Here is a 25,809-nt window from a genome sequence, read left to right as displayed (position 1 = left end):
ATCAAGGAATGCTCATGTCTGTACAAAATAATATTGCTGGCGGGGAAAGCGTGGTGCTGGAACGTCCTGCTGTGGGTGGTGTATACGCCTCACTGTTTGAGAAAATCAATCTGAATCCTGTCTCCGAGCTGAGTGCGCTGGACATCTGGCAAGATGCACAGGCGATGTCCGATGCGACCGCTGACGAGCGTCTGACCGCAGGTATGCAGGTCTTTCTGGAATGCCTGACCAAGGCAGGCTCGAAAGTCGAAAAACTGGATAAAAGCCTGATCGATCACCACATCGCTGAGCTCGATTACCAGATAAGCCGCCAGCTTGACGCCGTTATGCACCATGAAGAGTTTCAGGCGGTTGAGAGCCTGTGGCGAGGCGTGAAGTCGCTGGTTGATAAAACGGATTTTCGCCAGAACGTGAAAATTGAGCTTCTGAGCATGTCTAAAGAAGAGCTGCGCCAGGACTTTGAAGACAGCCCGGAAATCATCCAGAGTGGCCTGTATAAACACGCCTATATTGATGAATATGATACCCCTGGCGGCGAGCCGATTGCGGCGCTGATTTCCGCTTATGAGTTCGATGCTTCAGCGCAGGATGTCGCTCTGCTGCGCAACATCTCAAAAGTATCCGCAGCTGCACATATGCCGTTTATCGGCTCAGCAGGCCCGAAATTCTTCCTCAAGGAGTCAATGGAAGACGTCGCTGCGATTAAAGATATTGGCAACTATTTTGATCGCGCCGAGTACATCAAGTGGAAATCGTTCCGCGATACGGACGACGCTCGCTACATCGGTCTGGTGATGCCCCGCGTACTGGGACGACTGCCGTATGGCCCGGATACCGTTCCGGTTCGCAGCTTCAACTATGTCGAAGAAGTCAAAGGTCCGGATCACGACAAATACCTGTGGACGAATGCGTCGTTTGCCTTCGCGTCCAACATGGTGCGTAGCTTTATCAATAATGGCTGGTGTGTACAGATCCGTGGCCCACAGGCCGGTGGTGCGGTTCAGGATCTGCCTATCCATCTGTATGACCTGGGTACCGGCAATCAGGTAAAAATCCCGAGTGAAGTGATGATCCCTGAAACGCGTGAATTCGAATTCGCGAATCTGGGCTTTATTCCGTTGTCCTACTACAAAAACCGCGACTACGCCTGCTTCTTCTCGGCGAACTCCACCCAAAAACCGGCGCTGTATGACACCGCTGATGCGACCGCCAACAGCCGCATCAACGCGCGTCTGCCGTACATCTTCCTGCTGTCGCGTATCGCCCACTACCTGAAGCTGATTCAGCGCGAGAACATCGGTACCACCAAGGATCGCCGACTGCTGGAGCTGGAGCTGAACACCTGGGTCCGCACTCTGGTAACCGAAATGACCGATCCGGGTGACGAGCTGCAGGCGTCTCATCCACTGCGTGATGCAAAAGTGGTGGTGGAAGATATTGAAGATAACCCGGGCTTCTTCCGCGTGAAATTGTATGCGATTCCGCACTTCCAGGTGGAAGGGATGGACGTCAACCTGTCGCTGGTTTCCCAGATGCCGAAAGCGAAATCGTAAGGCGAGGGCAGGGATGAAAATTTATCGTCCACTGTGGAACGAGGGGGCTTTACTGTCCCCTCAACAGTTCCAGCAGCAGGCTGAATGGGAGTCTTTTCGCAGTGCTGGTATATCAGCGCTGGCATCCCCATTCCCTTGGGGTGTGGAAAAGATTGAGTTTAATGACGATCTTCTATCGTCCGGTCTGATCCAGATTACGCAGTTACGCCTCTGGCTGGAAGATGGCTCACTGATTGATGCGCAAACGAGCGATCTGCCTCCGGCGCCGCGTGAGTTAGATGCCAGCCAACTGGCAGGTCGTGATGCGGTAACTGTCGTCATTGCACTTCCCCATATGCAGCCAGGGGTGGTTAATGTTGAACAGGAGGGGGTCAGTGCAGACAGGCCACTTCGCTATCGGGAAGAGTGGGTAACATTGCAGGATGCCTTTGGCTCTGAAGAAGAGTCCGTGGCAGTAGCCAGGTTTAATTTCACTATCCGGTTTGCCCATGAAAGCAATGATTCCTGGAAAGTGTGCTCGGTAGCAAGACTGATCCGGGATGGGCAAAATGCGTGGCGACAGGATCCGTCTTTTATTCCTCCAGTGGCGTCATTTGGGGCAAGCTCAGTCCTGCGCGAACGTCTGATGCTGCTCAATCGTCAGTTACGGTCCCGACGCCAGCGTCTGATGACGATGCGTCGTGAGAGCAACGAAAGGCTCGCCGATTTTGCTGTCGCCGATGTTTCCCTTTTCTGGTTGCTGAATGCACTGAATTCTCACGCCAGAGTGTTGACAGAATACGAACGTTTTCCTTCCCGTCCGCCTGAACAGGTTTGGGCGGAGCTTGCACGTCTGGCAGGCAGTATGCTGACTTTTTCACTGGACCATGATCTTGACGCCATCCCGGGTTATGACCATGAGGAACCGGCCAATGCGTTTCCCCCGCTGTTTGACCTGATCACAGGTTTGCTGGAGGCCAGTCTGCCATCACGTGTCATTGCTCTGGAAATGTCCCGCCCGGACGGACAGACCTGGAAGGCCAACCTCCACGATATCCGTCTGCGTGAAGAGGCCGACCTTTATCTCTCTGTGCGCTCTGATATCCCGGCCTGGCAGGTTGCCGAGAAATTCCCTGCTCTCTGCCAGGCGGGTTCACCTGATGATGTCCGCGAGATCTATGGCGCTGCGCTGAAGGGGATCCCTTTGATTCCCGTCAGCAGAGTCCCGGCAGCGTTGCCTGTACGTATGGAAAACCAGTACTTCGCGCTTGATATGGAAAGCCCCGCAGCGCATGAAATGCAGGAGCAGGGCGTGTGTATGTTCTATGTGCCTGAATTACTTGGCGCTCTGGAACTTGAACTGTTTGCGGTATTGCGCTCATGAGAAAGGATATCGATATCGACCAGCTGATGGCGGAGACCTGGCTTACCGTCACTATGCTTAAGAAAGGCGCCGTCACGCTTAATGGCGCTGCGCTTTACAACAAATGCGTTAAACAGGTTGAAAGTGTGCGGGAAGCGCTGGAACGTGCCGGTTATGACGATGCCAGTGTCGAGCATATTTCCTACGCACAATGTGCTCTGCTGGACGAGACAGTGATGAGCCGTAAGCCTGAAAAAAGTGAGGAAGATGAGGAGCCGAAAGTTGATGATGGTCAGGCCGCCTGGCGTAAAGCTCCTCTTCAGGCTCGTTTTTTTGGCTCACTTCGTGCAGGTGAAGCGCTGTGGGATCGAATTGCAGAGGTTCTGCGTCAGCCTTCACCGAACCCGGCCGTTTTAACCTGTTATCACCGTGTGATTGCGCTAGGCTTTCAGGGATTATACAGCCTCAAGGCGGTCAGCCAGTCGCAGCGTGATGAGGTAGAAAAAGCCCTTTCTGAGCGAGTTTCTCCGCCTGATGCAGACCTGTCTCTGGTTGTTCACCGGATGGGGAAACATCGCTGGAGTCTGATGCGCTCAGTATGGTTCTGGATCGCGCTAGCCGTCGTTCTTACCGGAGTTATCTGGTGGGGGGGCCAATTGTGGCTTCAGGCCCTGTTATCAGCACAAATACCGGAGCTGCATGGCTAATGCGTAGATCAGTCATCATTCCGGTAATCCTGCACACTTTCGTAGCCGTTGGAGCGTTGCTGTGGTTGCTGTGGTATTTCATCCCGACAGGCAACGTGTTTAAAAGCCTGGCCACTCTGCTGATTCTCCTGCTGGCAGGCTGGTATGTTTTTAACAACTGTCGGCGTGTAGAGCCTTCATCCGATGCTACCCTGTCGGCTGCTGAACTGCCATTACTCGACTCCCAGGGCCCCGTTGTACTGGTGTGTGGTGACATGCTGGATGCGTTGTTTCAGGGAAACTTTCTGCGTAAAACAGCCCAGGGATGGTGGTTACGGGCTGGTGACATCTGCCGGTTAACTGACATTGTCCGTAGCATACAGACGCAGTTCCCGCGCCATGTCGGTCAGCTATCGGTGATGTACCGCTGCCTGCCAGACCATCACCAGGATGAAGCCGTTCTTCGTTCCACACTGAAAACGCTCCGCCAGCAGTGTAAACAGATTAAATCCCTGACGGGGTTCACTCTGCCGGTTGTGTTGTGTGCCGAATTTTCCGGGCCAGAAACGCCCTGGATAATCGTTCGGGGTGATAAACCGATTGTCTGTCCGGTAAATGATTCGCCGCAGGCATTCATCGACTGGCAGCAGGCGGAAGACAATATCCTGGCATTGCCAGCCGTCAGTGAGGCATTTTCCTTTATCCGTAATACGCTTACTGATGAGCTGGAAAAGCCTGATCGGTTAACGCCTCCAGAACGAACATTCTCTGTGGCAATGCGCCTCGGTACCGTCCTTCCCGGTACAGAGTCAGTCTGGGCCGACTGGCTATATACCCTCACCTGTTTACAGTTTTTTCGAAAACCAGGGCAGACAGCACCGGCAAGTTTGTTTCCGGACGCGGTTCTGCCGCTGCTGGCTCCTTTTGCTTCACCTGTGCAGGGGGGCCAGCGTACCCGTCGTCTGATCCTGCTGGTGTGGCTGTGTGCCCTGACCGCATTGGGTATTTCTGCGCTCAATAATCGTGACCTGATCCGTCAGGTGAGTGCCGATTTACAGCGCTGGAATGCAATCCCGATGAACCACTATCGCCCTAAGGCAGAATCACTGGCCACCCTGAAGCAGGATGCGCTCCTGCTTGAACGCTGGCAGCGCCAGGGTGAACCTTTGCGTTACAGCCTGGGCTATTACCCGGGCCAACGACTGTGGCTGGCCTTGCAACAGGCTATCGATACCTGGACGCCTCCACCAGCACCTAAACCAAAACCAGTACCGAAAATTGTTCGTCTCGACAGCATGTCGCTGTTTGATTCCGGTAAGTCCGTGCTGAAACCGGGCTCCACCAAAATGCTGGTCAACTCGCTGGTCGGAATCAAGGCCAGACCAGGCTGGCTCATCGTGGTCAGCGGCCACACAGACAATACCGGTGGCGTTCAGCTCAACCAGACCCTGTCTTTACAACGAGCTGAGGCCGTCCGTAACTGGATGCGTGATACCGGGGACGTACCGGAAAGTTGCTTTGCCGTGCAGGGTTACGGTGACAGCCGACCGATTGCATCAAACGACACGCCTGATGGCCGTGCGCATAACCGGCGTGTCGAGATTAGTCTGGTACCGCAGGCTGACGCCTGTCGTTTGCCAGGCGCAAAACACGCGTCACAGGATGTACGTGACGTTTCAACTAAAGAAATGGAGAAGTAAAACATGGCAATCCCAGTTTATCTGTGGCTGAAAGACGATGGCGGCGCTGACATTAAGGGTTCCGTAGATGTGAAAGATCGCGAAGGAAGCATCGAAGTTGTTGCTCAGGAACACAGCCTGTACATCCCGACCGATAACAATACTGGCAAACTGACCGGCACCCGTATTCACACGCCGTTCCTGTTTACCAAAGAAATCGACTCTTCCAGCCCGTACCTCTACAAAGCCGTGACCACGGGCCAGACCCTGAAGTCTGCTGAATTCAAGTGGTACAAAATCAATGACGCAGGCCAGGAAGTTGAGTATTTCAACACCAAGCTGGAAAACGTCAAACTGGTGAAAGTTGCACCAAAAATGCACGACATCAAGGATGCCTCCTTCGAGAAGCATAACCACCTTGAGCAGATCGAACTGCGCTACGAAAAAATCACCTGGACCTACAAAGACGGCAACATCATTCATTCCGATTCCTGGAACGAACGCACCACAGCATAAGACTCTGGCGGGCAGATCCCTTCTGTCCGCCTTTTTGTTTTGCTCCGCACAGCGCCTTTCAGAAGGACGCTTTGCAGAGCAGTCTCACAATTTATCGGCATGAACCTTATGGGCATCGGTTGACGGCCAGGGGCGGTAGCGTGCCTGAACAAGAGGGAACGACATGGAACATCATTCAGCAGTCCTGCTACGACGACTTAACCCTTATTGCGCCAGAGCACTGGAGGGGGCGGCTTCTTTATGCCAGACCCGCGCGCATGCAGAAATCACGCCTGAGCACTGGTTGTTAAAGTTGCTGGAGCAGGGAGAAGGTGATCTGACTGTTCTCGCTCGCCGCTATGAATGGGATATGGATGCCGTCTGGCAGTCACTTCTGAGCTGGCTGGATGCACAGCCTCGTTCAGTTCGTACACGCCCAGAGCTTTCTGCTTCCCTCCAGACCCTACTGAAACAGGCCTGGCTTGCCGCCACGCTCGCGGGAGATGAGCAGATCCGCAGCATTCATTTGCTTACGGCCATGGTTGAAACGTCCGGGTTGACACGCTGTGATGGCCTCTGGCCTTTAATGACGCTAACCACCAGCCAACTGGAAAGGTTACGTCCCCTGCTGGAAGCCCAGTCGGATGAGCGGGCTGATGCTACGCTCAGCGAGCGGCCTGGCAATGTCAGCATTATTGGCCGGGCTGCACCGTTACAGCATGAGGCACAATATCAGGCTGAAGGCGGAAGTGCGCAGCCTGCCGTTTCACAGGAAGAGTCCGTTCTCAATCGTTTTACAGTTGATGTGACTGCCCGTGCCCGGGAAGGAAAGATTGACCCGGTCTTTGGGCGCGATAACGAAATCCGTCAGATGGTGGATATTCTCTCCAGACGCAGGAAGAACAACCCGATCCTTGTTGGTGAACCCGGCGTTGGCAAAACGGCCCTGGTAGAAGGCCTGGCGCTACGTATTGCCGAGGGCAATGTGCCCGAAAGTCTTAAGCCTGTCATCGTCAGGACACTTGATCTGGGTTTGCTTCAGGCAGGTTCCGGTGTGAAGGGGGAATTTGAACAGCGTCTGAAAAATATCATCGATGCGGTACAGCAATCCCCTGTACCGGTGCTGCTGTTTATTGATGAGGCGCACACCATTATCGGGGCGGGTAATCAAGCTGGCGGGGCAGATGCGGCTAATCTGCTGAAACCGGCGCTGGCGCGTGGCGAACTGCGTACCATCGCCGCCACTACCTGGAGTGAATACAAGCAGTATTTCGAACGTGACGCTGCTCTGGAGCGTCGCTTCCAGATGGTCAAGGTTGATGAGCCCGATGATGACACAGCCTGCCTGATGCTGCGCGGTCTTAAATCTCGCTACGCCGAACATCACGGCGTGCATATTACCGGTGAGGCCGTTCGGGCAGCGGTGACTCTCTCCCGCCGCTACCTGACAGGTCGCCAGTTGCCTGATAAAGCGGTGGATTTACTAGATACCGCTGCGGCCCGGGTGCGGATGAGCCTGGACACACTACCAGAACAGCTTACCCGGTTGCAGGCCCAACTGACATCGCTGGTAATAGAACAACAGGAGTTATTGAAGGATATTGCTCTGGGTAACGCTATTGATACCAGCCGTCTGCCGCAGATCGAACAACTTACTCTTAATCTTAACCAACAGAAAACAGCCCTTCAGTCACAGTATGAAACTGAAAAGCAGCTCACCGACTCGCTGAAAGCCTGCCGTGAAGACATCAGTCGTCAGAAGGAGATCTCTGCCTTCCAGCAGGAATTGGCACTGGTACAGAATAACAGCCCATTACTGGGTCTGGATGTTGATGTCCGCACCGTTGCGACCGTTATCGCCGACTGGACAGGGGTTCCTCTCTCGTCGCTGATGAAAGATGAGCAAACCGAATTGCTGACGCTGGAAGATCAGCTGGCAACTCGTGTAGTCGGCCAAAGCCCTGCCCTTAATGCCATCGCCCAGCGTCTGAGGGCTTCAAAAACCGGCCTGACGCCGGAAAACGGACCTCAGGGTGTATTTTTACTGGTGGGCCCAAGCGGAGTGGGTAAAACGGAAACCGCGCTGGCGCTTGCTGACGTTATGTATGGTGGTGAGAAGTCGCTCATTACCATCAACCTGTCTGAATACCAGGAGCCGCACACGGTCTCGCAGTTGAAAGGCTCACCTCCGGGCTATGTAGGATATGGTCAGGGGGGAATACTCACCGAGGCAGTCCGTAAGCGGCCTTACAGCGTGGTGCTGCTCGATGAAGTGGAGAAGGCTCATCGGGATGTGATGAACCTGTTTTATCAGGTCTTTGACCGGGGCTTTATGCGGGACGGGGAAGGGCGTGAAATTGATTTCCGCAACACCGTGATCCTGATGACGTCCAACCTGGGCAGTGATCCGCTTATGCAGTTGCTGGATGAGCAGCCAGAAGCCACTGAGAGCGATCTGCATGAGTTGTTACGCCCGATCCTGCGCGATCATTTCCAGCCAGCACTGCTTGCTCGCTTCCAGACGGTGATATACCGGCCGCTGGCAATGGATGCCATGCGCACCATCGTCGGCATGAAGCTCGCACAGGTGAGCACGCGTCTGCAACGTCACTACGGCATTTCCACGCATATTGGCGAAAGCCTCATCGACAAGCTGACGAAGGCGTGTTTGCTGCCGGATACCGGTGCCCGCAATGTGGACAGTCTGCTTAATCAGCAGATCCTGCCGGTTCTGAGCCAGCAGTTATTAAGCCATATGGCGGTCAAACAAAAGCCGTCCTCGCTACAGCTGACCTGGAATGAGGAAGAGGGCATTGTGCTGGCGTTTGACGCACAGGCAGAAGGAGAACCGTTATGAGCGGTTCGCTGATCAATAAGGCGACCGACATGGTGCAACCGCTTTTAGGGCAGTCACGGTATCGTGTTGGCGTTCATGGATGCAGCCATTTCCTTGATATTCTGCGTTACAGCGCGGTGGAGTCTCTCAGCCAGCCCTGGCGGTATGACGTGGCGGTCACCTGCTCCTCGGCGGATATTGCCTGCGACACGTTGCTGCTGAAGCCGGCGTCATTCACTTTCCAGACCCCGGTGTTTGACGGAACACCGGCGCTGCCGGTCCGGACGGTCTATGGGGTGGTGGAGTCATTTCGCCGGATATCCACATCCGGTGAGGATACCCGTTACGCACTGACGCTGGTTCCCCGTATCGCGCTTCTTGGCTTTACAAAGGGCAGCCAGATTTATCTCAACCTGTCGGTCACGGAAGTCGTTGAACAGGTACTGCGTAAACACGGTCTGGAAGGACAGGACTTTGAGTTCCGGCTCTCCCGCGAATATCCGTCCCGGGAGCTCATCACCCAGTGGCGGGAAACTGACCTTGCGTTTATCCAGCGCCTGCTTGCCGAAGTGGGCATTTACTGGCGTTATGAAATGGACAGCCGTCTTGAACAGGACGTGGTGATTTTTCAGGACAGTCAGCAGCAGTATGAATTTGGCATCACGCTGCCATTACGCAACCAGGCCGGGATGAGTGACAGCGGGCAGGAGAGCATCTGGGATATTCAGACCGCCTACAATGTCGTGAGCGGAAGTGTGGCCACCCGGGACTACAACTACCGTGAAGCGCTGACGCCTCAGGACAGCGCCGAAAGTATTTTCAGCAGGGAAGGGATCACCACCGGAGAAACGTACCATTATGCGGAACCCTTCCTGACCGCTGGCGACGCTGAAAGCCCGGAGACCGGGGCGAATTTCGCCCGTCTGCGTCACGAACGTATGCTGAACGCGCAGTATCGCGTCAGCGGGCATTCCTCCAGTCCTCATCTGGCTCCGGGTCAGGTACTGGAAACGGACGGAACGCTCCCCGATGCCGTCAGGGAAGGCATCGTCATCACCAAGGTGCGCACCAGTGGTTCGCGCAAAAGTAGCTTTACGCTGACGTTTGAGGGTATCCCCTACAGTGAAACCGTCTGTTATCGTCCGGCACTGCTCAGTCGACCGGTGATATCCGGCTCGCTGCCTGCCCGGGTGGAAAGCACACAGAAAGGTGACACCTATTCCTGGCTCGATGCACAGGGCCGCTACCGGGTGAAGCTGGACGTTGACCGCAACAGTGCTGAACAGGGTTATGCGTATCTGTGGCTGCGGCTGGCTAAACCGTATGCCGGTGATAAGTACGGATTCCACTCACCGCTTCTCGACGGAACGGAAGTGGCCGTCGTATTTGACGGCGGAGACCCGGATCGTCCCTACATCGCTTATGCCCTGCATGATTCAGAACACCCGGACCACGTCACCAGTGACAACCATACGCGGAATGTGTGGCGCACGCCGGCGAACAATAAGCTGCGGATGGAGGATATGCGCCAGGAAGAGCATATCAAGCTCGCGACGGAATACGGCAAAACGCAGCTGAACATGGGACACCTGGTCAATGGCCAGCGTGAAAAGCGCGGCGCCGGTTTTGAACTGCGTACGGACGAGCATGGCGCAGTGCGTGCGGCAAAAGGGCTGTTCCTGACGGCGGATGCCCAGGCTAAAGCCCAGGGGCCGGTGCTGGAAATGGCGTCTGCGATAAGTCAGATTAACCAGGCCAACAGCCAGATGCAGGCGCTGAACAGCGCCGCCGAAGCCGCCGGAGCGCTGGCGAATGATATCAATACCCAGATTAGTCTCGTAACCGACAAAATCAGGGACCTCCAGTCTGCGGTCCTGCTGGGGAGTGCGCCGCAGGGGGTGGCACTGACCTCAGGTGAACACCTTCAGCTCAGCAGCGCCCGCAATACCATGATCAATGCAGGCCAGCATCTTGATGTCGGTGCGATGAAAAATCTGTCCGTGAGCGTTGAAAAAGCGCTTGGGTTGTTTGTGCATAAAGACGGGGCGAAGCTGGTTGCTAACCAGGGAGACATCGAGATTCAGGCTCAGCATAATACGATGGCACTGTTTTCTGAAAAACAGCTGACGGTGACCAGTAGTGAAGACGAAATTATTATCAGCACCCCGGAAACACTGACGCTTAATGGTGGCGGGTCTTATCTGATGCTGAGTAAGAACGGCATTGAACACGGCTCATCTGGTGAGTTCATTATGAAGGCGTCTGACTATCTGGTACCAGGCTCAGGCGCAAACCTTCCCAACGAAACACCCAATTTCAGCCTGACGGATATCACTCAGGAAAGCAAAATCAGCAGCAAGTCATTTAATGATTGAGCAGAAAACCATTTAGTGGTCGATTTCTTAAACACTCTGAAGTGAAGCCGTTCATAACAAGGAAAGACGAATACAATGAAAACCAATTTAAAATTAACGTCGATATTCTATGCCTTACTTTTATTCATTTTTTCATGCTTTAGTTTCGGAAATGTGTCCGGGGCGACGAAAATTGAAAGTTCACCAGAATCTGTTGTTCAGCATTTTTATGCTGACTACCTGACAGCCTGGAATGACCCGGACGTTGGGCATGGTCTCGAAAAAAGCCAGAGCGCTATAGACAGCTTTACAACAAAACATCTTCAGAAACTCAAAAGTGAGGATGACTCAGGGGCTGACTACTTCACGAATGTTCAGGATATTTGCCCTGAGTGGGTGAGTGAAATTTCTACGAATGCTTCATCTTTGGATAAAGACAAAGCCGTTATAGAATTGATGCTGGGTCACAGCGAAAGTGAGTCAAAATATAAAATCAACCTTGTCCGAGCTAATGGTAAATGGCTCATAGACTCAGTCTTATTTGTATCCAACGCGACTGGCCATTGTAACGATAATTAACGGTGATGACATGTTCAACAAAGTAAGTGCCATTACTACTCTGAATTCGAATGCAGCGGTCATCGCCAGAAATAATGAAAATCGCTTCAAGCGTGGTCTGGATGACCACCTGAAATATGGTCAATCGCAGTGCGCTCATTATGTCAAAATTGCGTTAATTCAGGGCGGCGCGTCCTCCAGCCATTCAGGCATTAACTCGGCTAAAGACTACGGTCCGTGGCTTGAGGAAAATAATTTCAAGGTCGTGGACGGCGCAACAACCGTCCATGCAGGGAATGTATTTTCCATCTCAGGGCAGCAAGCAGGGGATGTTGTTGTTATTCAGGCCGCACCGGGCCATGAACATGGTCACATGGCTATGTTTAATGGGACAAAATGGGTCTCCGATTTTGTCCAGGACAAAGGCTTTTACCCGGCACAAGCCTATCGAACCAACAACATTGCTTATAAGCTTTACCGTTACTCTGACAACAGTAGCCCTGCTCCGGAGGCATCGGCTTCCCAAAAAGGAAATATCAAAATTGTCTGGCCGATCCCTTCCAATAACCGGGGAAGTGAGTTCGATAATCAGGAAGAGATCCTCTCTCATGTCGGGGGAGAATCCACTGGGCAGTATATGATTGGCCGCAGTGGCATGTGGCATGGCGGGATCCATATCACTGAAGCCACGACCCCGTGGTGTGCTCTTAGTGGAAAGTCTCCTCTTGAAGCACTGGATTTCCCGGTCCCCTTTAAAGGTGAACAGGCAGTGCGATGCATGGCTGACGGCGAAGTGGTCGCTTACCGTGTCTGCAAGGATTATCTCACGCTTGGATGGGAATCCGGCCCGCTTAGCTTTTCCGGTTCGTTTGTTCTGGTTAAACACTTTATTCAACTGGGGGAGAAGGAATCCAGTGGTCTGCATTTCTATACCCTGTATATGCACCTGGCCCCCTATTCAGCCTATAATGTCAATCCGGCGGAAACAAAGTGGACAGTCCAGGATACGCTTACTGCCTACGATCCAGAATGGGTCATGACCGCCAGTACCAATAATAAAAGTACCAGTGAAAGCTATCGCAAGGGCACGATCCCAAAAGGATCTATTGTTGAGTGGGATAAAACAGACAGCGGACTCCATACCGTTGCATTTAATAAGCGAGAGTATGGTCTTGTTACGTTTGTTAGCCTCTCAGAACAGGCGTTGAAAAAGGGCAAGAAAACATCCCTGAAGCCAGGGCAGCAATACTGGATGCTTGTGGACAAAAACAACCTGTCTCCTGGTACTGATGGGATGGTACAGCCTTCCTGGTGGCAGAAACTCATGCCGCCAGCAAAAGAAGCGATGAAATTTGACCAGGTAGTATGCCCGACTCCCTTTGCTATCAGTGCAGGTGACCCTGTTGGTCATATGGGATATTATCAGGCACCGAAGGATGGCGGATATGAAGCGCGATACCAGGTTCATATCGAATGCACGAGTATGGATGATAACCTGGAAACGTTCCTAACCAACCCTGAGCAGGTGGGAGAAAAGAATCCACTCTGGTTGAAGTACGCTCCGGGCCTTACGTTGTACAAAAAAGATGTTACAACAGGAACATTTACAAAGGATACAAGGGTAACAACCAGAACGGGGACCCTTCCACTGAGTCAGGTGCAAACGGAAGTTGATAAGTCGACCAAACAGGAATACTGGCACTTGCGACCAGAAAATGCCTATGTCCCCAAAGGCCAGGCGGAACCTCAACTTTTGTCGCAGTATGATCTGGCAAAGCTGGGCTTTAGAACTGAAACCGCAGAACCTGACAGCTTTGATTACCTGGATGGAAAAAAACAACCTGCTGGATTCTTCCGTAACCTCATCGATTCGCTCTACCAGGCCGCGATAGATGATACACGAACCAGTCATGCTCTCGTGAAGCATAATTATCAGCGCCTGCTGGATAAAATTGACAGCGGAAGTGACCGATATTCTCCAATGGAGTACTGGAGGGCGCTTCATAATCCCGACTATCGTGATGTTATTCAGAAAACAGTCGTAAAACATCCAAGCGACTGGTATTTTAAAAAAGGCGATGCTATCTGGCAACCGTTCCTTAATTCGCTGAAAAAAGACGCTCCGGAATGGAAGAAATACAGTGAGGATTTTCTTGATAAAATGGCATGGATGCAGAATGTTACAACTGAGAAATTAGGGCCTTCGTTATGGCATATGCACCCGCTTAGATTCCTTGGCTCATTAAAGGACCAAAATCTTGATAAGATCGCATGGGGTGCTAAAGTTTCAAAAGAATTTAAGCTTAAGGTTATTGAAGTTTGTGAACGACTGGAAATAAACCCAGATTATTTGATGTCATGTATGGCATTTGAAACAGGAGAAACCTTTTCCCCAAGCGTTAAAAATCCGAATGGAAGTGCTACTGGCCTGATACAATTTATGTCGAATACTGCGCGCTCTTTAGGCACGACAACTAATGAATTGGCTGGCATGACCTCGGTTGAGCAAATGGATTATGTGGAAAAATATTTCAAACCTTACACTGGAAAGATTAAAACAATTGAAGATGTTTATATGGTTATATTCTGCCCCAGGGCTGTAGGGAAACCAAACAGTTTCATCTTGTATGATGAAGGGAGAAGCTATAATGATAATAAAGGCTTAGATCTGAATAAAGACAATGCAATAACCAAATATGAAGCAGGCTTTAAAGTAAGAAAGAAATTAAAATTAGGAATGACAGACGGATATCGAGGTTAACATGCAAAAAATTCTGTGTTTGATAGTTACACTTTTACCTATGTATAGTATGGCAAACAGTTTCGACTTGCCCACAGTCCATTCAATAAAAAATGGAAACCAATGTGAAATATCTTTTAATGATAAAATTGTTTCGAAGCATGACTGTGAGTATGAATCTCCTTCCTATTTAACATCTTACTCTCTCCTTGCAGACTCTTGGACTGGAGTATGGATATTCCAGGACTCTCCAATGGGAAATGCTTGTGAGGCAGGAGCAATCAGAATCATTTCCTTGGATTCTGAAAATAAAATCCAGGTGCATAAACCGATAGATTATTGCATGGGGTCTGTAATGATTAATAATGACGGCGATAAAGTCAAAATTAATATTCAAGATATCAATGATTCTAAAAAATCTGAGGTGTGGGTATTTAAAGACAACAAACTAGCGAAGCTAAAATAGCTACATTTCCTATAATCACTGGTCGGTGATTTGTCAGCATAGCTCCAGTTGTAAAATTAATTGCCTTCAAAAGTTGAAGTGGTGATTTTAAAAAAACGCTCGGTGAATTTATGAAACGTCTTATTGGCATTCTGTTATTGCCAGCATTTTGCTATGCAAGTACTGCAAATGTTTTCAAATCATCTTGCGGTGGTGTTCAATACAGTATCGAATCATTTTGTAGTGTAAATAACCTTAAAGGTAATCAGGGTAAACTTGACATACCAATTTGCAGCAAGCAAATTTTCGTCCTTGGTAAGGAAAACCATGATCTATCAAAGTCTACAGGTCTTGTAGAACGCATTAACAGCAAAGAAGAAAAAATAAAAATGATGAATTTCGTCTTCTACGGAGCCTCATGTAAAAATGACATAATTATTTTATCCGGCGCAGGTGGTTGCAATTCATGTGGTGAAACGTTCAAGACATTTAATCTATCAGGGAAAGAAATAAATGAGAAATCTACCACGCTAGATTTGGAGCCTATGCAGGATATTATCCCCGACCTTTATTGATCTGATAGTCATTAATTTCAATAATTATTTAGTAAAACAGATTTATTGACAGGCTCTATGGTTTTTGCTTTGATGGATTCAAAAATACAATGCTTCCGGTAGATGAAATCAAACATTCTGCGGAAAGTTTTTTAGAACAACTTAATGCAGGAGAGATATCTTGAACAAAAAATAGCTTTGTTAGTTTTACTAATCGCCCCGTCATTATATGATAAAGAAAATAGATGTGGATGGTTAGAAAATCCAACTCCAGGAAACTACTGGTTGACGGATAAAGATGGCGACTGGACAATTTCAACCCAAGGAAAAGAAGGGCCAAAGGGAATGGAATATTTAGTTGGCTTTCCTTCTAAAGAATTTATTAACACAAATAATAGCTATGGGTACGGTTGTTGTTACATACAGTCTGAGGCATCAAAGGAATCAAAAGAAATAACCAGAATATTCAACTTCAAGGCACTCCCTCTTCGCGTATGCAAAAAGGACCCATCACTTAGAGAAAAAACAAAAGAAATTGAAAATGTAATGAATGATAATTAGCGTTGTTCACATATGGATAAACTTGTTAGATTTTTACAAAAATCAGAGGTTTGTCATACAAAAAGCCTCAGCATTTCAAATCTTAAAATTACTTAGCTTAAATTGGGGCTAAAGGGTGAAAATCATATTATTCGCATTATCCATTAGCTTGCCAGTAATTTCTTTTGCAATATTATCACAAGTTTGCAATTCCTCGATGCGATCTTATCCGGATATGATCGACTGCATACAAACCAGCACAAAAAAACAGAGGTCTCCATTAAAGAGATTATTACCAAATCTGGCAAGGAGTATTCAATTGATATGGTGTTTTATAATAGTCAATGGAAGTATATTTCTGAACGATGCAGCTTATATAACTCGATGGAAGGTCAACGAACAGATTTGATAGAAAACCAATGCGAATATAATGGTGTAGAGCAACTAAATGATTTTATTAAAACCTATATGAAGGCGGTTGATAATTATTAAAATGAACATAAAATTCTCTTTAGCTATGTTAATTTTAATGGCATCGGCAACATATGCTCAATGTTCTCAAACCAAAGATGTTGATATGCTGGTAACGGCAAGTAAGGTTAAAAACTCTGATTTTGTCGATGGGCAAACAGGTTGCGTTACTACTGACTTAAATGGTGACGGTGAAAAAGATATCATCGAGTATACGTTTCTGAGTTCAACACCACCAGGTACTTGTGATCAATCGGACTGTATGTCTAATCTCGACAACTCTCCTACTTTAACATTCGAAATCACAATGCATGATGGAAAATCAATAGATGCAGCATATATGTGTACATCCATTGGAATATCAAAAAAAATCACACAAAGGGCTAAAAGATATTTTTTGCGGATCTAAATATATCTTGCGATGGAATGGTGACGAGTATGATACAGAATAACTATTCAAAAGCATATACATGCCATTGAGTCCAGAATGGGTCTCTTTAATTGTAGAACCTGGCACTTATAGGTAAGTTAAATTACCAGTGCCTCTACTGGATTGTTCAAATTAAATGAATATTAAGAACAAAGCACTGACTTTACTTCTAATACTCCCTTGCATTTCACATGCTGTACTAACCGACTATTCCAGGATTGAAACTGATTGTCGTAAAATGAATCAAGATATAAATAACTCTGTTGTAATGGGCTGTGCCGACCAAGCATCAGACGCCGCAAAGAAAGACATGAACATTGTTTACCAGAAAATATACAGAATAATTAAAGCGCGTGGAATACCTGACATTACAAGTAAATTCGAGTCGGCGCAAAAAACTGGATTACTTCACGTGAAAATTGGTGTGATGTTCAAGGATTTATAATCGGTTCGCCAATGTACAGCGTATGCCGTATGGACATGAATATTTCAAGAGTGAATGAGTTAAATGACTTACTGGAACAGATTCAGGATTAATATGTCTGGAGGATAGTTACTTTAACCTAATGATAATTATTAACTCGCAGAGGTCCTTATTAATGCTCCAGATTATCCGCAAAGGCGATATAACCACCCACGGTGGTTCAGTACTGACCGCCTCAGAAACGATGAAATTCGGCGGTATTGGCGTTGCCCGTAAAGGTGACAAAGTGTCCTGCCCGGTTCCGGGACATGGCCCTACAACCATCGTAGAAGGAAACCCTGATTACCTTGATCATGGTATCCCGGTTGCCTTTCACGGCCACAAATGTGCCTGTGGTTGCACATTGATCAGTTCATTTTCCGCTGCAAAGGTTGCCTGATTATGCCCGTCTGGCTGGATGCCATCCCTGAAAAGGCACCTAAGATAGTGCGCCCCAGTACCGGGCGTTGGCTGCTCTTCCTCGCGTTTGTCATGCTGGGGGGCATAGCGCTCACGCTATGGTGCTGGACGTCAGAGCGAACCGGATTTGTCTTCTGGTTCACCGCGCTGGGCCTCCCGTTTTGCACCTGGGGGCTTATTTTCGGCTTACGCCGGTTTGCCTACAAAGCCGAACAGGTGGGGGCCGAGTCCCGTAATGTCGAGCGAGAAGCGCTTATTGACAGTGAAATTCTGCGCGGTCAACGCTGCGCCTGGATCCTCGGTACTTATATTCAGAGTCCGGCCGGAAACAAAGCCGATGACCTGCTGAAGGCAATGAAAGTCGCAGCTCCTGTTATCGAATTCTCTCGCCCAAGAGGATGTGACAAACCGGTCAGATACGCGGCATTACCAGAGTATCAGACAGATTTAACGAAGGCGCTAAAAGCAGCGGTTAATAAACTGACCACGCGTGTAGAGGGGATAGTTAAACCGCTTCCGCCCGAACTGCCATGCTGGCTGGTGCTGGATTGTGATAGCGATGTGTATCCCCTGTTTGAAGAGCAGCTTAAAGCCGATCTCTCACTCAAGACGGGCAGGATTTTTCGCCTGATGGTCGGAAAAGGGCTGGGGGCGTTTGATGCCTGGCTGGACAAGCGATGGGACACCCCGGGCATTTTGGTTGCCATCACGCTGTCGTTACCGGCGTCTCCCCGGGAAGAAGAAGCTGATGCTGTCTCAATGGTGGTATTGAGCAACCGCAAAGCCCATGCCTGGCCGGATGCGCTTCGCCTTCATCGCCCCGAAAGGGGAACAGAAACAACGCTCACAAAGACACTTACCCGGGCGCTGCTCTGGTCGAAGACCCTGCCCAATGAACTCAAAGGAAGCTGGATCTCCGGTCCCACATTGACGTCGGGCAGCGGCTGGAATAATGCCTGCGAAGAGAGTGAAGTGGAATTTAGTCTTTCAGAAGACAATTCCAGTATCGATCCCGTGCTGGGATATACCGGCCATGCAGCTCCATGGCTGGCCATCACGCTTGCTAATGCTGGCGTTGAACAACGAGGGTCGCAGGTTATCGCCGCACAACCCGCCGCTGACAAGGACGACATCTGGGTCGCCGTCATCACCAAAGAAGAAGTTCGCAAGGAATCGCCTAAGAATGTCTAAGGTAAAAGTTAAAACACTCATCGGCTCCGTTGTGACTGTCGCTTTTTTTCTGACAGCCATCGTGGCATTTCTGTTTTATGCCTTTCCGGAAAACGTGGCCTCGGCCACCGGATTTGGACCGTATGACGGCCAGCGCATACTCACTTTCTGCGCCATTATGGTTGCCGCGATGTTTTTACTCGGCTGGCTGACAGAGAAGGCTTTCGACTTCGCCGGTAAATCCGGGTTGTATTTCCAGTGGGGCCAGAAAAAGGCTGAGAGTATCACTCCGGTGACGAACACCATTCTCAGTGAAGAAGATGACGACGAACCGGTCTTCAGCGAAGACGCCGTGTCCGAACACCTGCGCTTTCGCTATGGACGCCGATGGCAGCGTAAGGTGCGACTCCTGCTGGTGATGGGCAACCCGGACGACGTCCATAAAGCAGCCCCGGGTCTGTGCCATGACCTCTGGCAGGAAGGTGACGGCAACGTACTGATTTATGGCGGTGATGCGCAGTCACTCCCGGATGAGATCTTCCTTTCAAAACTGAAGCGTCTGCGATCCGGCCAGCCGGTTGATGGCATTATTCAGGTGATGAGTACTTCAGCCCTCCCGACAGACAGCGAACGGGATGCTTTCTTGCGTTGCCGCCAGAAAGCCGATCATCAGCTGGGCTGGCAGGCACCTGTCTGGCTGTGGCTGACTGATAAAGCCAAAGGCGCTCAGCAGGACGCGGACACGGCAGCGACAGGGGTGATATTCGGACCGGAAGGCACTATAAAAGAGGCGGATAAGGCATTGACTACGCTGTCTCAGCGCCTGCAAAAAGCCGGTATGGCACAGATACTGAATAATCCGGCTCATAACGGCCTGCTCCAGTTATCTTCCCGTCTGCAACACGAACTGAATGCCAGTCTGACTGTTTTGCTCAGTGGGTTAATGCAGGGATCTGCGGCCTGGCGTTTACGCGGTGTCATGTTCAGCCCTGAACTGGCCGTTGCCGGAACGGTACCGAACACGCGCCTCGACACACCGACATGGAAAGCCGTCAATGATGACTGTGATGCCATCAGCGGCAGGAAGCTGGGCTTCGACTGGCAGAAGATGCTGAGATTAATTCTGCTTTCCCTGATTGTCCTGTGGGGGACCGGTACATTGCTTTCCCTGATCGTTAACCGTACCCAGATTTATGAGGCACAGGAAACGGCGAGGCAGGCAGCGGATACCGCAAAACCACTTGCTGAACGCCTGCACAACCAGCTCGTCCTCCAGCAAGCGATTGCCCGTCTGCAACATCGTGAGGCGACCGGTGCTCCGTGGTACACCCGATTTGGTCTTAATCAGGACAGCGATACGCTGGCCGCACTCTGGCCCCTGTATGCGAAAAATAACGTACAGCTGATGAGGGATACCACAGCAGACCATCTCAGACAGCAACTGAATGCGTTTGTGCAACTTCCTCCTGCCAGTGATGCCCGAACGCAGGGCACACAGCATACCTACGACGTGCTCAAAAGTTATCTGATGCTGGCCCGTCCTGACAAAGCAGACGCTGACTGGCTGGCAAAAAACGTCCTGAAAGCCTTACCGAAACGCCAGAATGTGCCGGATGGCACATGGCAGGACCTGGCACCGAAACTGCTGGGCTTTTATGCGCAGAACCTCCCGGCTCATCCGGAATGGAAAATTAAGCCTGACGCTGAATTAATAAGCACGGTCCGTCAGATCCTGCTCAAGCAGATTGGCCAGCGGAACGCTGAGTCCGGGTTATATCAGGACATGCTTAAGCGCGTGGCCAGCAACTGGCCTGATTTAACGCTTGCCGATATGACCGGCGACACCGATGCCACTACGGTATTCAGCACTGACGAAGTCGTCCCGGGTATGTTTACGCGTCAGGCCTGGGAAGAGCAGGTTCAGGATGCGATTAACGAGGTCGTCAAGACACGCCGCGATGAAATTGACTGGGTACTGACGGATAAGATGCACCAGACAGGGAGCGATATCTCCCCGGAGGCGCTGAAGGCCCGCCTGACTGAACGCTATTTTACCGATTTTGGTAATGCCTGGCTGAATATGGTCAACAGCATACAGTGGCAGGAAGCTACGTCACTTTCCGAAGCGATTGCCCAGCTCAGTCTGATAGGCGATGTCCGCCAGTCCCCGCTGGTGGCTCTGATGAACACGCTGGCCTGGCAGGGAAAAACGGGGCAGAAGGGTGAGGCGCTGGCCGACTCGATAGTGGACTCAGCGAAAAAGCTAATTGGTCAGAAAAAAAATGCAAAACAATTTATAGAGCAGGCTCAGGGCCCTGAAGGTCCGCTTGATGGAGTGTTCGGTCCGCTAATGGGGCTGATGGAAGGTAAAGAGGGCACCGGTACCAACGGTAACCTCAGCTTCCAGTCCTGGCTGGCCCGCGTTACCCAGGTGCGGCTGAAGCTTCAGCAGGTCACCAGCGCCCCGGATCCGCAGGCTATGTCGCAGATGCTGGCCCAGACCGTGTTCCAGGGCAAAGCCATCGATCTGACCGATACCCGCGATTACGGCAGTCTGGTTGCGGCAAGCCTGGGGCAGGAGTGGAATGGATTTGGTCAGTCGTTATTTGTGCAGCCGCTGGATCTGGCCTGGCGGCAAGTACTTGCCCCGGCTGCGGGGAGCCTCAATGCCCGCTGGCAGACGACCATTGTCGATCAGTGGAATAAGGCCTTTGCGGGACGGTACCCGTTTAAAGCCACCGGCAGCGATGCTTCCCTGCCGCTACTGGCTCAGTTCCTGCGTAGCGACTCGGGTCGAATCACGACCTTCCTGAAAACGAATCTCGGCGGGATCCTCCACCAGGAAGGAAACCGCTGGGTCGTTGACCCTTCCGCAAGTCAGGGGATGGTTGTCAGTCCGGATTTCCTTCTGGCGATAAATCAGCTGGCGGAACTGTCCGATATCGTATTCTCGCAGGGGGATGCGGGTGTTCACTTCGAGCTGATGGCGCGTCCTTCACGGGATGTTGCCAGAGTGCAGTTGACTCTTGATGAGCAGAATCTTGACTACTTCAATCAGACGGAAAGCTGGCAGAGTTTTACCTGGCCGGGAAACACATATTATCCGGGCGTAAATTTAAGCTGGCGCAGCGTCAACAGTGGCATGCAACTCTATGCCAGTAACCAGGGTAACTGGGGGCTCATTCGCCTGCTGGATAAAGCCCTTATTACGCCTCTTGATGCGAGCCGCACGCAACTGGTGTGGATCACGCCCGACGGGAATCCGCTGAAGTTTGTGATGCGCAGTGAGTTAGGTGATGGTCCGCTTGCGTTACTGAAGCTCCAGGGATTCACGCTGCCCGACAGTATTTTCAGCGTCGCTGCTGACGAAGAAGAGCTTCAGTGACGAGATCAAAAACTGTCGTGAGATTTATGAAAGAGATTAAAAACGGGAAAAAGAATGAGTTCATCGGAAGATTTGTTAACCACCTGTGCCACAAGCAAGGAAGAAAGGCAGCGTCTCATCTCCCGGGCACATGATGCCCTGCCACTCTGGGATAACTGGCTAAAACCAATCAATCCAGAAAATGCAACCGGAGACGATCCCGCATACGACGATAATTTTCAGCTGATGCGTGAAGAGATTAATAAGCTTTCAGGTACAGATTCGGCTCTGTTGTGTGACCTGGCCCCGAAGTGTCTTTGTGAATGTGCCAAAGATATTCGTGTGGTGACCTGGTACGTGCTGGCCCGACTCAGCCGCGACGGTGAAAAAGGGCTGTCCGAAGGTTTACTGCTTCTTGCCGCGATGCTGATCCGCTACGGACAGGCATGTCATCCAAGACGCCCGGTGGCCCGTAAAGCTGCTCTGGAGTGGCTCAACAGTGCAAAAATTATTGATGCCCTGCAGTTATGGCCTGAGGTGGACAGCAATGATGCTGGTTTGACGGTTGGTGCCATAAACCTGATTCAATCCGCCGTGTCCGACTGGTCGGAAGCTGAAAAACCGTCTTTTGCAGGGTTTTGTACCGCACTTGAAAACCGCCTTGCACGTTCAGGTGGTATGGAAGCTCTGGTCCCCCAGAACAGCAGTGCTCAGGAGCACGGGCGTGAAGCTGCCCACTCGGATTCACCGAAGCTGTCAGCCGTGAAATCAGGCCGCGATTTACTCGACCAGGCAAAGCTACTTTCCTGCTGGTTGAGTGAGCAACCGCTGGGGTGGCTTGCCTCCCACCGGCTGATAAAAACCGTGCGGTGGGATACGGTCGATCAGCTTCCTCCGCTGGACAGTAGCGGACGTACCCGCTTGATCCCCCCAAAACCTGAGTATCGCGCGCAGCTCAAACGGCTATATCTTCAGAAAAACTGGACTGAGCTGGTTGAGCAGGCCAGCCAGATGTATTGCGAAGGGGTCAACCATTTCTGGCTCGATCTTCAGTGGTACCTCTGGCAGGGGCTCAGCCATGCCGGTCATCCCTGGGATGCCTGGACAGACTCCGTCCTGTTCGATCTGCGGCTGCTGCTTATACGTCTCCCGGGTCTTGAAGGGCTGGCATGGAATGATGGTACCCCTTTTGCCGACGAAGTTACCACCGCCTGGATTGCTGAAAAAGTGAATGAAGAAGGCCGGATCTACGGTGATGAACCCGCTAACGTCGTTAATGGTCACGCTGATGATGTGCTGCTCCTTGAGTCCGAAGCCATGGAAAAGGGAGACACGGAAGGGCCCGAAGCGGCGCTTGCCTGGCTTCAGTCCCGACCGGGGATGGACACACCACGCCATCGCTGGCTGATACGTCTGCTGATGGCCCGTGTGGCAGAGCAGTATGGCCGAAACGAAATGGCGCTTCATCTGCTTGGCGAACTGACCACCAGTGCACCACAGCTGACGCTTGAAGACTGGGAGCCCACTCTGTTGTTTGAAGTTCAGGCCCGTCGCCTGAAGCTGCTACGTATGAAAGCCGGTCGCAGCGAATCTGATAAATCCCGTCTGATGCCTGAGATGGAGTCCTTACTTGCCGGACTTATTGCCATTGACCCAGCCCGTGCCATGGTGCTCTGTGTCTAATGTTTTCTTTAATAATTTTCAGGAATGCCGTGCATGGATGATTTAACCCTGCGCTATTACGAAGCAGAGATGCGTTACCTGCGAGAAGCCGGTAAAGAGTTTGCCCGTGCCCATCCGGATCGGGCAGCAATGCTTAATCTGGATAAACCCGGCGCCCGCGATCCCTACGTGGAACGCCTGTTTGAAGGTTTTGCCTTCCTAATGGGCCGTTTACGTGAAAAGCTGGATGATGATCTGCCGGAGCTCACCGAAGGGCTGGTGAGTCTGCTGTGGCCGCACTATATGCGGACTATCCCGTCGCTGTCCATCGTTGAGTTCTCCCCTGACTGGCGTAGTCTGCGTCAGGCCGAAATGCTCGCGGAAGGCTTCTCCATTCTTTCACGTCCTGTCGGGCCGCATAAAACCGCCTGTCAGTATCGGACGACCCGCGATGTTCCCCTGCAACCACTGCACCTTGCGGACGCCCGCCTGCATACGGAAACCGATGGCCGCTCCGCTATTCGTCTGCGCTTCGAATGCCCTGAAAAAGTGGACTGGAGTAAAGCCGAAATCGACAAAGTCGCCATTTTTCTTAATGCGGAGAGTCCAATTAGCGCAGCGCTGCATCTGGCAATGACCCGTCGTGTACATGCCATGTATGCCCGTCATGCTGGGACGTACACCGAACGTCATCAGTTTGACGGCTGGTGTAAACCCATGGGCTTTGATGACAATGATGGCCTGTGGAAGAAAGCCGATACCGCCTTCAGCGGTTACCAGTTGCTGCTGGAGTATTTCAGCTTCCGTCCTAAATTTATGTTTGTTGAGCTACGCGGCCTCGACTCCATCGGGCTCACTGAGGCCAGCACCTGGTTTGAAATCGACATTGTGCTCAGTGAAGCCTGGTCATCCGATCTGCCTTTTGAGACAGAAAACTTCCGGCTGCACTGTGCGCCGGTCATCAATCTCTTTACCCTTGAAGCCGACCCGCTGACGCTTAACCCGCTGGAAAACGAATATTTGCTCAGGCCGCTGCGTCTTCAGGATGGTCACACAGAGATTTATAGCGTCGATAACATCCACGGCGCGGTGAAGAATGGCAAACATCCCTATGTGCCCTTTACCAGTTTCCGGCACCGGGGCGGTATGATGCGCCACGATGCCCCTGAACGTTATTACCACACCCGCGTGAAACGAGGCCCCTCTGGCCTGTATGACACCTGGTTAATTCTCGGGGGCCGCTCGTTCGAACTGGAGCAGCTGTCCGATAAACCGGAGTCCCTCTCGATGCGAATAACCGGCACCAACGGCCAGCTTCCGCGCAAAGCACTGGAAAGTACGTTGCTGGACAGGGTGGTCAAAACCGGCAAAGTGCCCGTCAGGGTCCTGAATGTCACAGCACCAACGATGCCGCTGTACCCCCCGGCAAACGATCGCTTCCACTGGCGGGTGATGAGCCATCTCGGCTCAAACTTCCTCAGTATGATGGACAATCCGGAGGTCCTGCGGGGAACGCTGGCGCTCTATGACTGGACTGACGATGAGATGAACCGCCGTCGTCTTGAAGCGATAGTTGCCGTGAAGCACACCCTGATCCGCCGTTTTGAGAAGGGCTTTATGCTCCGGGGTGTGGATATTGAGGTCACGCTGAATATGGACAATTTTGCAGGCGAGGGGGATGTGAATCTCTTTGGGGAGATGCTGCACCGGTTCTTCGCGCTCTATGCCGATATTCACCTCTTCAACCAGCTCACGCTGGTACTGCAACCGACAGGGAAACGACTGAGATGGCGCGAGAATCACAGCCAGTACGTACCGGGCTGACGTTAGCCCTAAATTATAAAATGGAGTCAGCTTATGCCTAAGAGTTTGAATACACATATTGATGCAGACATAGCTTGTGAAGAGGACGAGAACCCAAGTCCAGCTAAAGATGAACCTGATTCGTTAACAGCGGAAGATTTATTGTCGGTTTTCGACCTGGCTGAGATCATGAATGTCAATCAGGTCGTCTGTAAATCGTTTAGTGACTGACAGGGAGTGTGAA

Annotated in this window: 20 protein-coding genes; all 20 read left to right on the top strand. The window is 51.2% G+C overall.

Going from position 1 to position 25,809, the window contains the following annotated elements; all coding sequences use genetic code 11:
• The first annotated feature begins 8 nt into the window (after positions 1-8).
• The 20 genes from tssC to L362_RS24665 all read left to right on the top strand — a co-directional run bounded on the left by tssC (position 9) and on the right by L362_RS24665 (position 25,796).
• Positions 9-1,553 (top strand): type VI secretion system contractile sheath large subunit, encoded by a 1,545-nt coding sequence (gene tssC, locus L362_RS10980; protein ID WP_025912767.1) that lies wholly within the window; start codon positions 9-11, stop codon positions 1,551-1,553.
• Between the two features lie 13 nt (positions 1,554-1,566).
• Positions 1,567-2,916, top strand: coding sequence for a type VI secretion system baseplate subunit TssK (gene tssK / locus L362_RS10985; protein WP_023344632.1), 1,350 nt, complete (start codon positions 1,567-1,569; stop codon positions 2,914-2,916).
• Complete coding sequence (tssL, locus tag L362_RS10990; protein ID WP_021241776.1) at positions 2,913-3,602, top strand: type VI secretion system protein TssL, short form; 690 nt, start codon at positions 2,913-2,915, stop codon at positions 3,600-3,602. Before tssK ends, tssL begins: the two co-directional genes overlap by 4 nt.
• Positions 3,602-5,281 carry an OmpA family protein gene (locus L362_RS10995; protein WP_023344631.1) on the top strand — a complete coding sequence of 560 codons (1,680 nt, stop codon included), beginning with the start codon at positions 3,602-3,604 and terminating at the stop codon, positions 5,279-5,281. The genes tssL and L362_RS10995 overlap by 1 nt, the downstream gene beginning before the upstream one ends.
• A gap of 3 nt (positions 5,282-5,284) precedes the next feature.
• Positions 5,285-5,776 carry an Hcp family type VI secretion system effector gene (locus L362_RS11000; RefSeq protein ID WP_023344630.1) on the top strand — a complete coding sequence of 164 codons (492 nt, stop codon included), beginning with the start codon at positions 5,285-5,287 and terminating at the stop codon, positions 5,774-5,776.
• A gap of 163 nt (positions 5,777-5,939) precedes the next feature.
• The gene (gene tssH, locus L362_RS11005) at positions 5,940-8,612 is read left to right on the top strand and encodes a type VI secretion system ATPase TssH (protein ID WP_023344629.1); all 2,673 of its coding nucleotides are present in this window, start codon (positions 5,940-5,942) and stop codon (positions 8,610-8,612) included.
• Positions 8,609-10,966: a type VI secretion system Vgr family protein gene (locus tag L362_RS11010; protein ID WP_023344628.1), complete on the top strand. Its 2,358-nt coding sequence runs from the start codon at positions 8,609-8,611 to the stop codon at positions 10,964-10,966. Before tssH ends, L362_RS11010 begins: the two co-directional genes overlap by 4 nt.
• A 75-nt stretch (positions 10,967-11,041) precedes the next feature.
• A complete protein-coding gene (locus tag L362_RS23455; protein WP_023344627.1) occupies positions 11,042-11,524 on the top strand; it encodes a DUF3828 domain-containing protein in 483 nt (160 codons plus the stop codon).
• Positions 11,525-11,876: 352 nt separating this feature from the next.
• The gene (locus L362_RS24935) at positions 11,877-14,264 is read left to right on the top strand and encodes a lysozyme family protein (protein WP_369796358.1); all 2,388 of its coding nucleotides are present in this window, start codon (positions 11,877-11,879) and stop codon (positions 14,262-14,264) included.
• A gap of 1 nt (position 14,265) precedes the next feature.
• Positions 14,266-14,709, top strand: coding sequence for a hypothetical protein (locus tag L362_RS24675; RefSeq protein ID WP_155249606.1), 444 nt, complete (start codon positions 14,266-14,268; stop codon positions 14,707-14,709).
• Between the two features lie 110 nt (positions 14,710-14,819).
• Entirely contained in the window at positions 14,820-15,263 is a 444-nt protein-coding gene (locus tag L362_RS0123055; protein WP_032637820.1) for a hypothetical protein, read from the top strand.
• 144 nt (positions 15,264-15,407) lie between these two features.
• Positions 15,408-15,803, top strand: a complete 396-nt coding sequence (locus L362_RS23920) for a DUF4087 domain-containing protein (RefSeq protein ID WP_071787684.1) — start codon at positions 15,408-15,410, stop codon at positions 15,801-15,803.
• A 183-nt stretch (positions 15,804-15,986) separates the two neighbouring features.
• Positions 15,987-16,274: a hypothetical protein gene (locus tag L362_RS25110; RefSeq protein WP_369796350.1), complete on the top strand. Its 288-nt coding sequence runs from the start codon at positions 15,987-15,989 to the stop codon at positions 16,272-16,274.
• Position 16,275: 1 nt separating this feature from the next.
• Entirely contained in the window at positions 16,276-16,662 is a 387-nt protein-coding gene (locus L362_RS24670) for a hypothetical protein (RefSeq protein ID WP_155249605.1), read from the top strand.
• 620 nt (positions 16,663-17,282) lie between these two features.
• The gene (locus L362_RS11020) at positions 17,283-17,546 is read left to right on the top strand and encodes a PAAR domain-containing protein (RefSeq protein WP_023344624.1); all 264 of its coding nucleotides are present in this window, start codon (positions 17,283-17,285) and stop codon (positions 17,544-17,546) included.
• A 2-nt stretch (positions 17,547-17,548) separates the two neighbouring features.
• Entirely contained in the window at positions 17,549-18,757 is a 1,209-nt protein-coding gene (locus L362_RS11025) for a hypothetical protein (RefSeq protein WP_023344623.1), read from the top strand.
• Positions 18,750-22,121 carry an ImcF-related family protein gene (locus tag L362_RS11030; protein WP_023344622.1) on the top strand — a complete coding sequence of 1,124 codons (3,372 nt, stop codon included), beginning with the start codon at positions 18,750-18,752 and terminating at the stop codon, positions 22,119-22,121. Before L362_RS11025 ends, L362_RS11030 begins: the two co-directional genes overlap by 8 nt.
• Before the next feature lie 54 nt (positions 22,122-22,175).
• A complete protein-coding gene (tssA, locus tag L362_RS11035) occupies positions 22,176-23,783 on the top strand; it encodes a type VI secretion system protein TssA (RefSeq protein ID WP_023344621.1) in 1,608 nt (535 codons plus the stop codon).
• 33 nt (positions 23,784-23,816) lie between these two features.
• Positions 23,817-25,586 carry a type VI secretion system baseplate subunit TssF gene (gene tssF / locus L362_RS11040; RefSeq protein ID WP_023344620.1) on the top strand — a complete coding sequence of 590 codons (1,770 nt, stop codon included), beginning with the start codon at positions 23,817-23,819 and terminating at the stop codon, positions 25,584-25,586.
• Between the two features lie 33 nt (positions 25,587-25,619).
• Entirely contained in the window at positions 25,620-25,796 is a 177-nt protein-coding gene (locus tag L362_RS24665) for a hypothetical protein (protein ID WP_023344619.1), read from the top strand.
• Positions 25,797-25,809: the final 13 nt, after the last annotated feature.

The organism is Enterobacter sp. MGH 16 (assembly GCF_000493175.1).
GTDB classification, from domain to species: Bacteria; Pseudomonadota; Gammaproteobacteria; order Enterobacterales; family Enterobacteriaceae; genus Enterobacter; species Enterobacter roggenkampii.
The sequence above is the reverse complement of the archived record's forward strand: the minus strand, read 5'-3'. Positions and strand labels throughout refer to the sequence as shown.

What these genes read in the sequence shown, in the direction of transcription:
- L362_RS24675 (WP_155249606.1), top strand. Translation starts at nt 14,266, where the DNA reads ATGCAAAAAATTCTGTGTTTGATAGTTACACTTTTACCTATGTATAGT.
- L362_RS24935 (WP_369796358.1), top strand. Translation starts at nt 11,877, where the DNA reads ATGGCTATGTTTAATGGGACAAAATGGGTCTCCGATTTTGTCCAGGAC.
- L362_RS24665 (WP_023344619.1), top strand. Translation starts at nt 25,620, where the DNA reads ATGCCTAAGAGTTTGAATACACATATTGATGCAGACATAGCTTGTGAA.
- L362_RS0123055 (WP_032637820.1), top strand. Translation starts at nt 14,820, where the DNA reads ATGAAACGTCTTATTGGCATTCTGTTATTGCCAGCATTTTGCTATGCA.
- L362_RS11025 (WP_023344623.1), top strand. Translation starts at nt 17,549, where the DNA reads ATGCCCGTCTGGCTGGATGCCATCCCTGAAAAGGCACCTAAGATAGTG.
- tssC (WP_025912767.1), top strand. Translation starts at nt 9, where the DNA reads ATGCTCATGTCTGTACAAAATAATATTGCTGGCGGGGAAAGCGTGGTG.
- L362_RS10995 (WP_023344631.1), top strand. Translation starts at nt 3,602, where the DNA reads ATGCGTAGATCAGTCATCATTCCGGTAATCCTGCACACTTTCGTAGCC.
- L362_RS11030 (WP_023344622.1), top strand. Translation starts at nt 18,750, where the DNA reads ATGTCTAAGGTAAAAGTTAAAACACTCATCGGCTCCGTTGTGACTGTC.
- L362_RS24670 (WP_155249605.1), top strand. Translation starts at nt 16,276, where the DNA reads ATGAACATAAAATTCTCTTTAGCTATGTTAATTTTAATGGCATCGGCA.
- L362_RS11020 (WP_023344624.1), top strand. Translation starts at nt 17,283, where the DNA reads ATGCTCCAGATTATCCGCAAAGGCGATATAACCACCCACGGTGGTTCA.
- tssA (WP_023344621.1), top strand. Translation starts at nt 22,176, where the DNA reads ATGAGTTCATCGGAAGATTTGTTAACCACCTGTGCCACAAGCAAGGAA.
- L362_RS23920 (WP_071787684.1), top strand. Translation starts at nt 15,408, where the DNA reads ATGCAGGAGAGATATCTTGAACAAAAAATAGCTTTGTTAGTTTTACTA.
- tssH (WP_023344629.1), top strand. Translation starts at nt 5,940, where the DNA reads ATGGAACATCATTCAGCAGTCCTGCTACGACGACTTAACCCTTATTGC.
- tssK (WP_023344632.1), top strand. Translation starts at nt 1,567, where the DNA reads ATGAAAATTTATCGTCCACTGTGGAACGAGGGGGCTTTACTGTCCCCT.
- L362_RS23455 (WP_023344627.1), top strand. Translation starts at nt 11,042, where the DNA reads ATGAAAACCAATTTAAAATTAACGTCGATATTCTATGCCTTACTTTTA.
- L362_RS11000 (WP_023344630.1), top strand. Translation starts at nt 5,285, where the DNA reads ATGGCAATCCCAGTTTATCTGTGGCTGAAAGACGATGGCGGCGCTGAC.
- L362_RS11010 (WP_023344628.1), top strand. Translation starts at nt 8,609, where the DNA reads ATGAGCGGTTCGCTGATCAATAAGGCGACCGACATGGTGCAACCGCTT.
- tssL (WP_021241776.1), top strand. Translation starts at nt 2,913, where the DNA reads ATGAGAAAGGATATCGATATCGACCAGCTGATGGCGGAGACCTGGCTT.
- tssF (WP_023344620.1), top strand. Translation starts at nt 23,817, where the DNA reads ATGGATGATTTAACCCTGCGCTATTACGAAGCAGAGATGCGTTACCTG.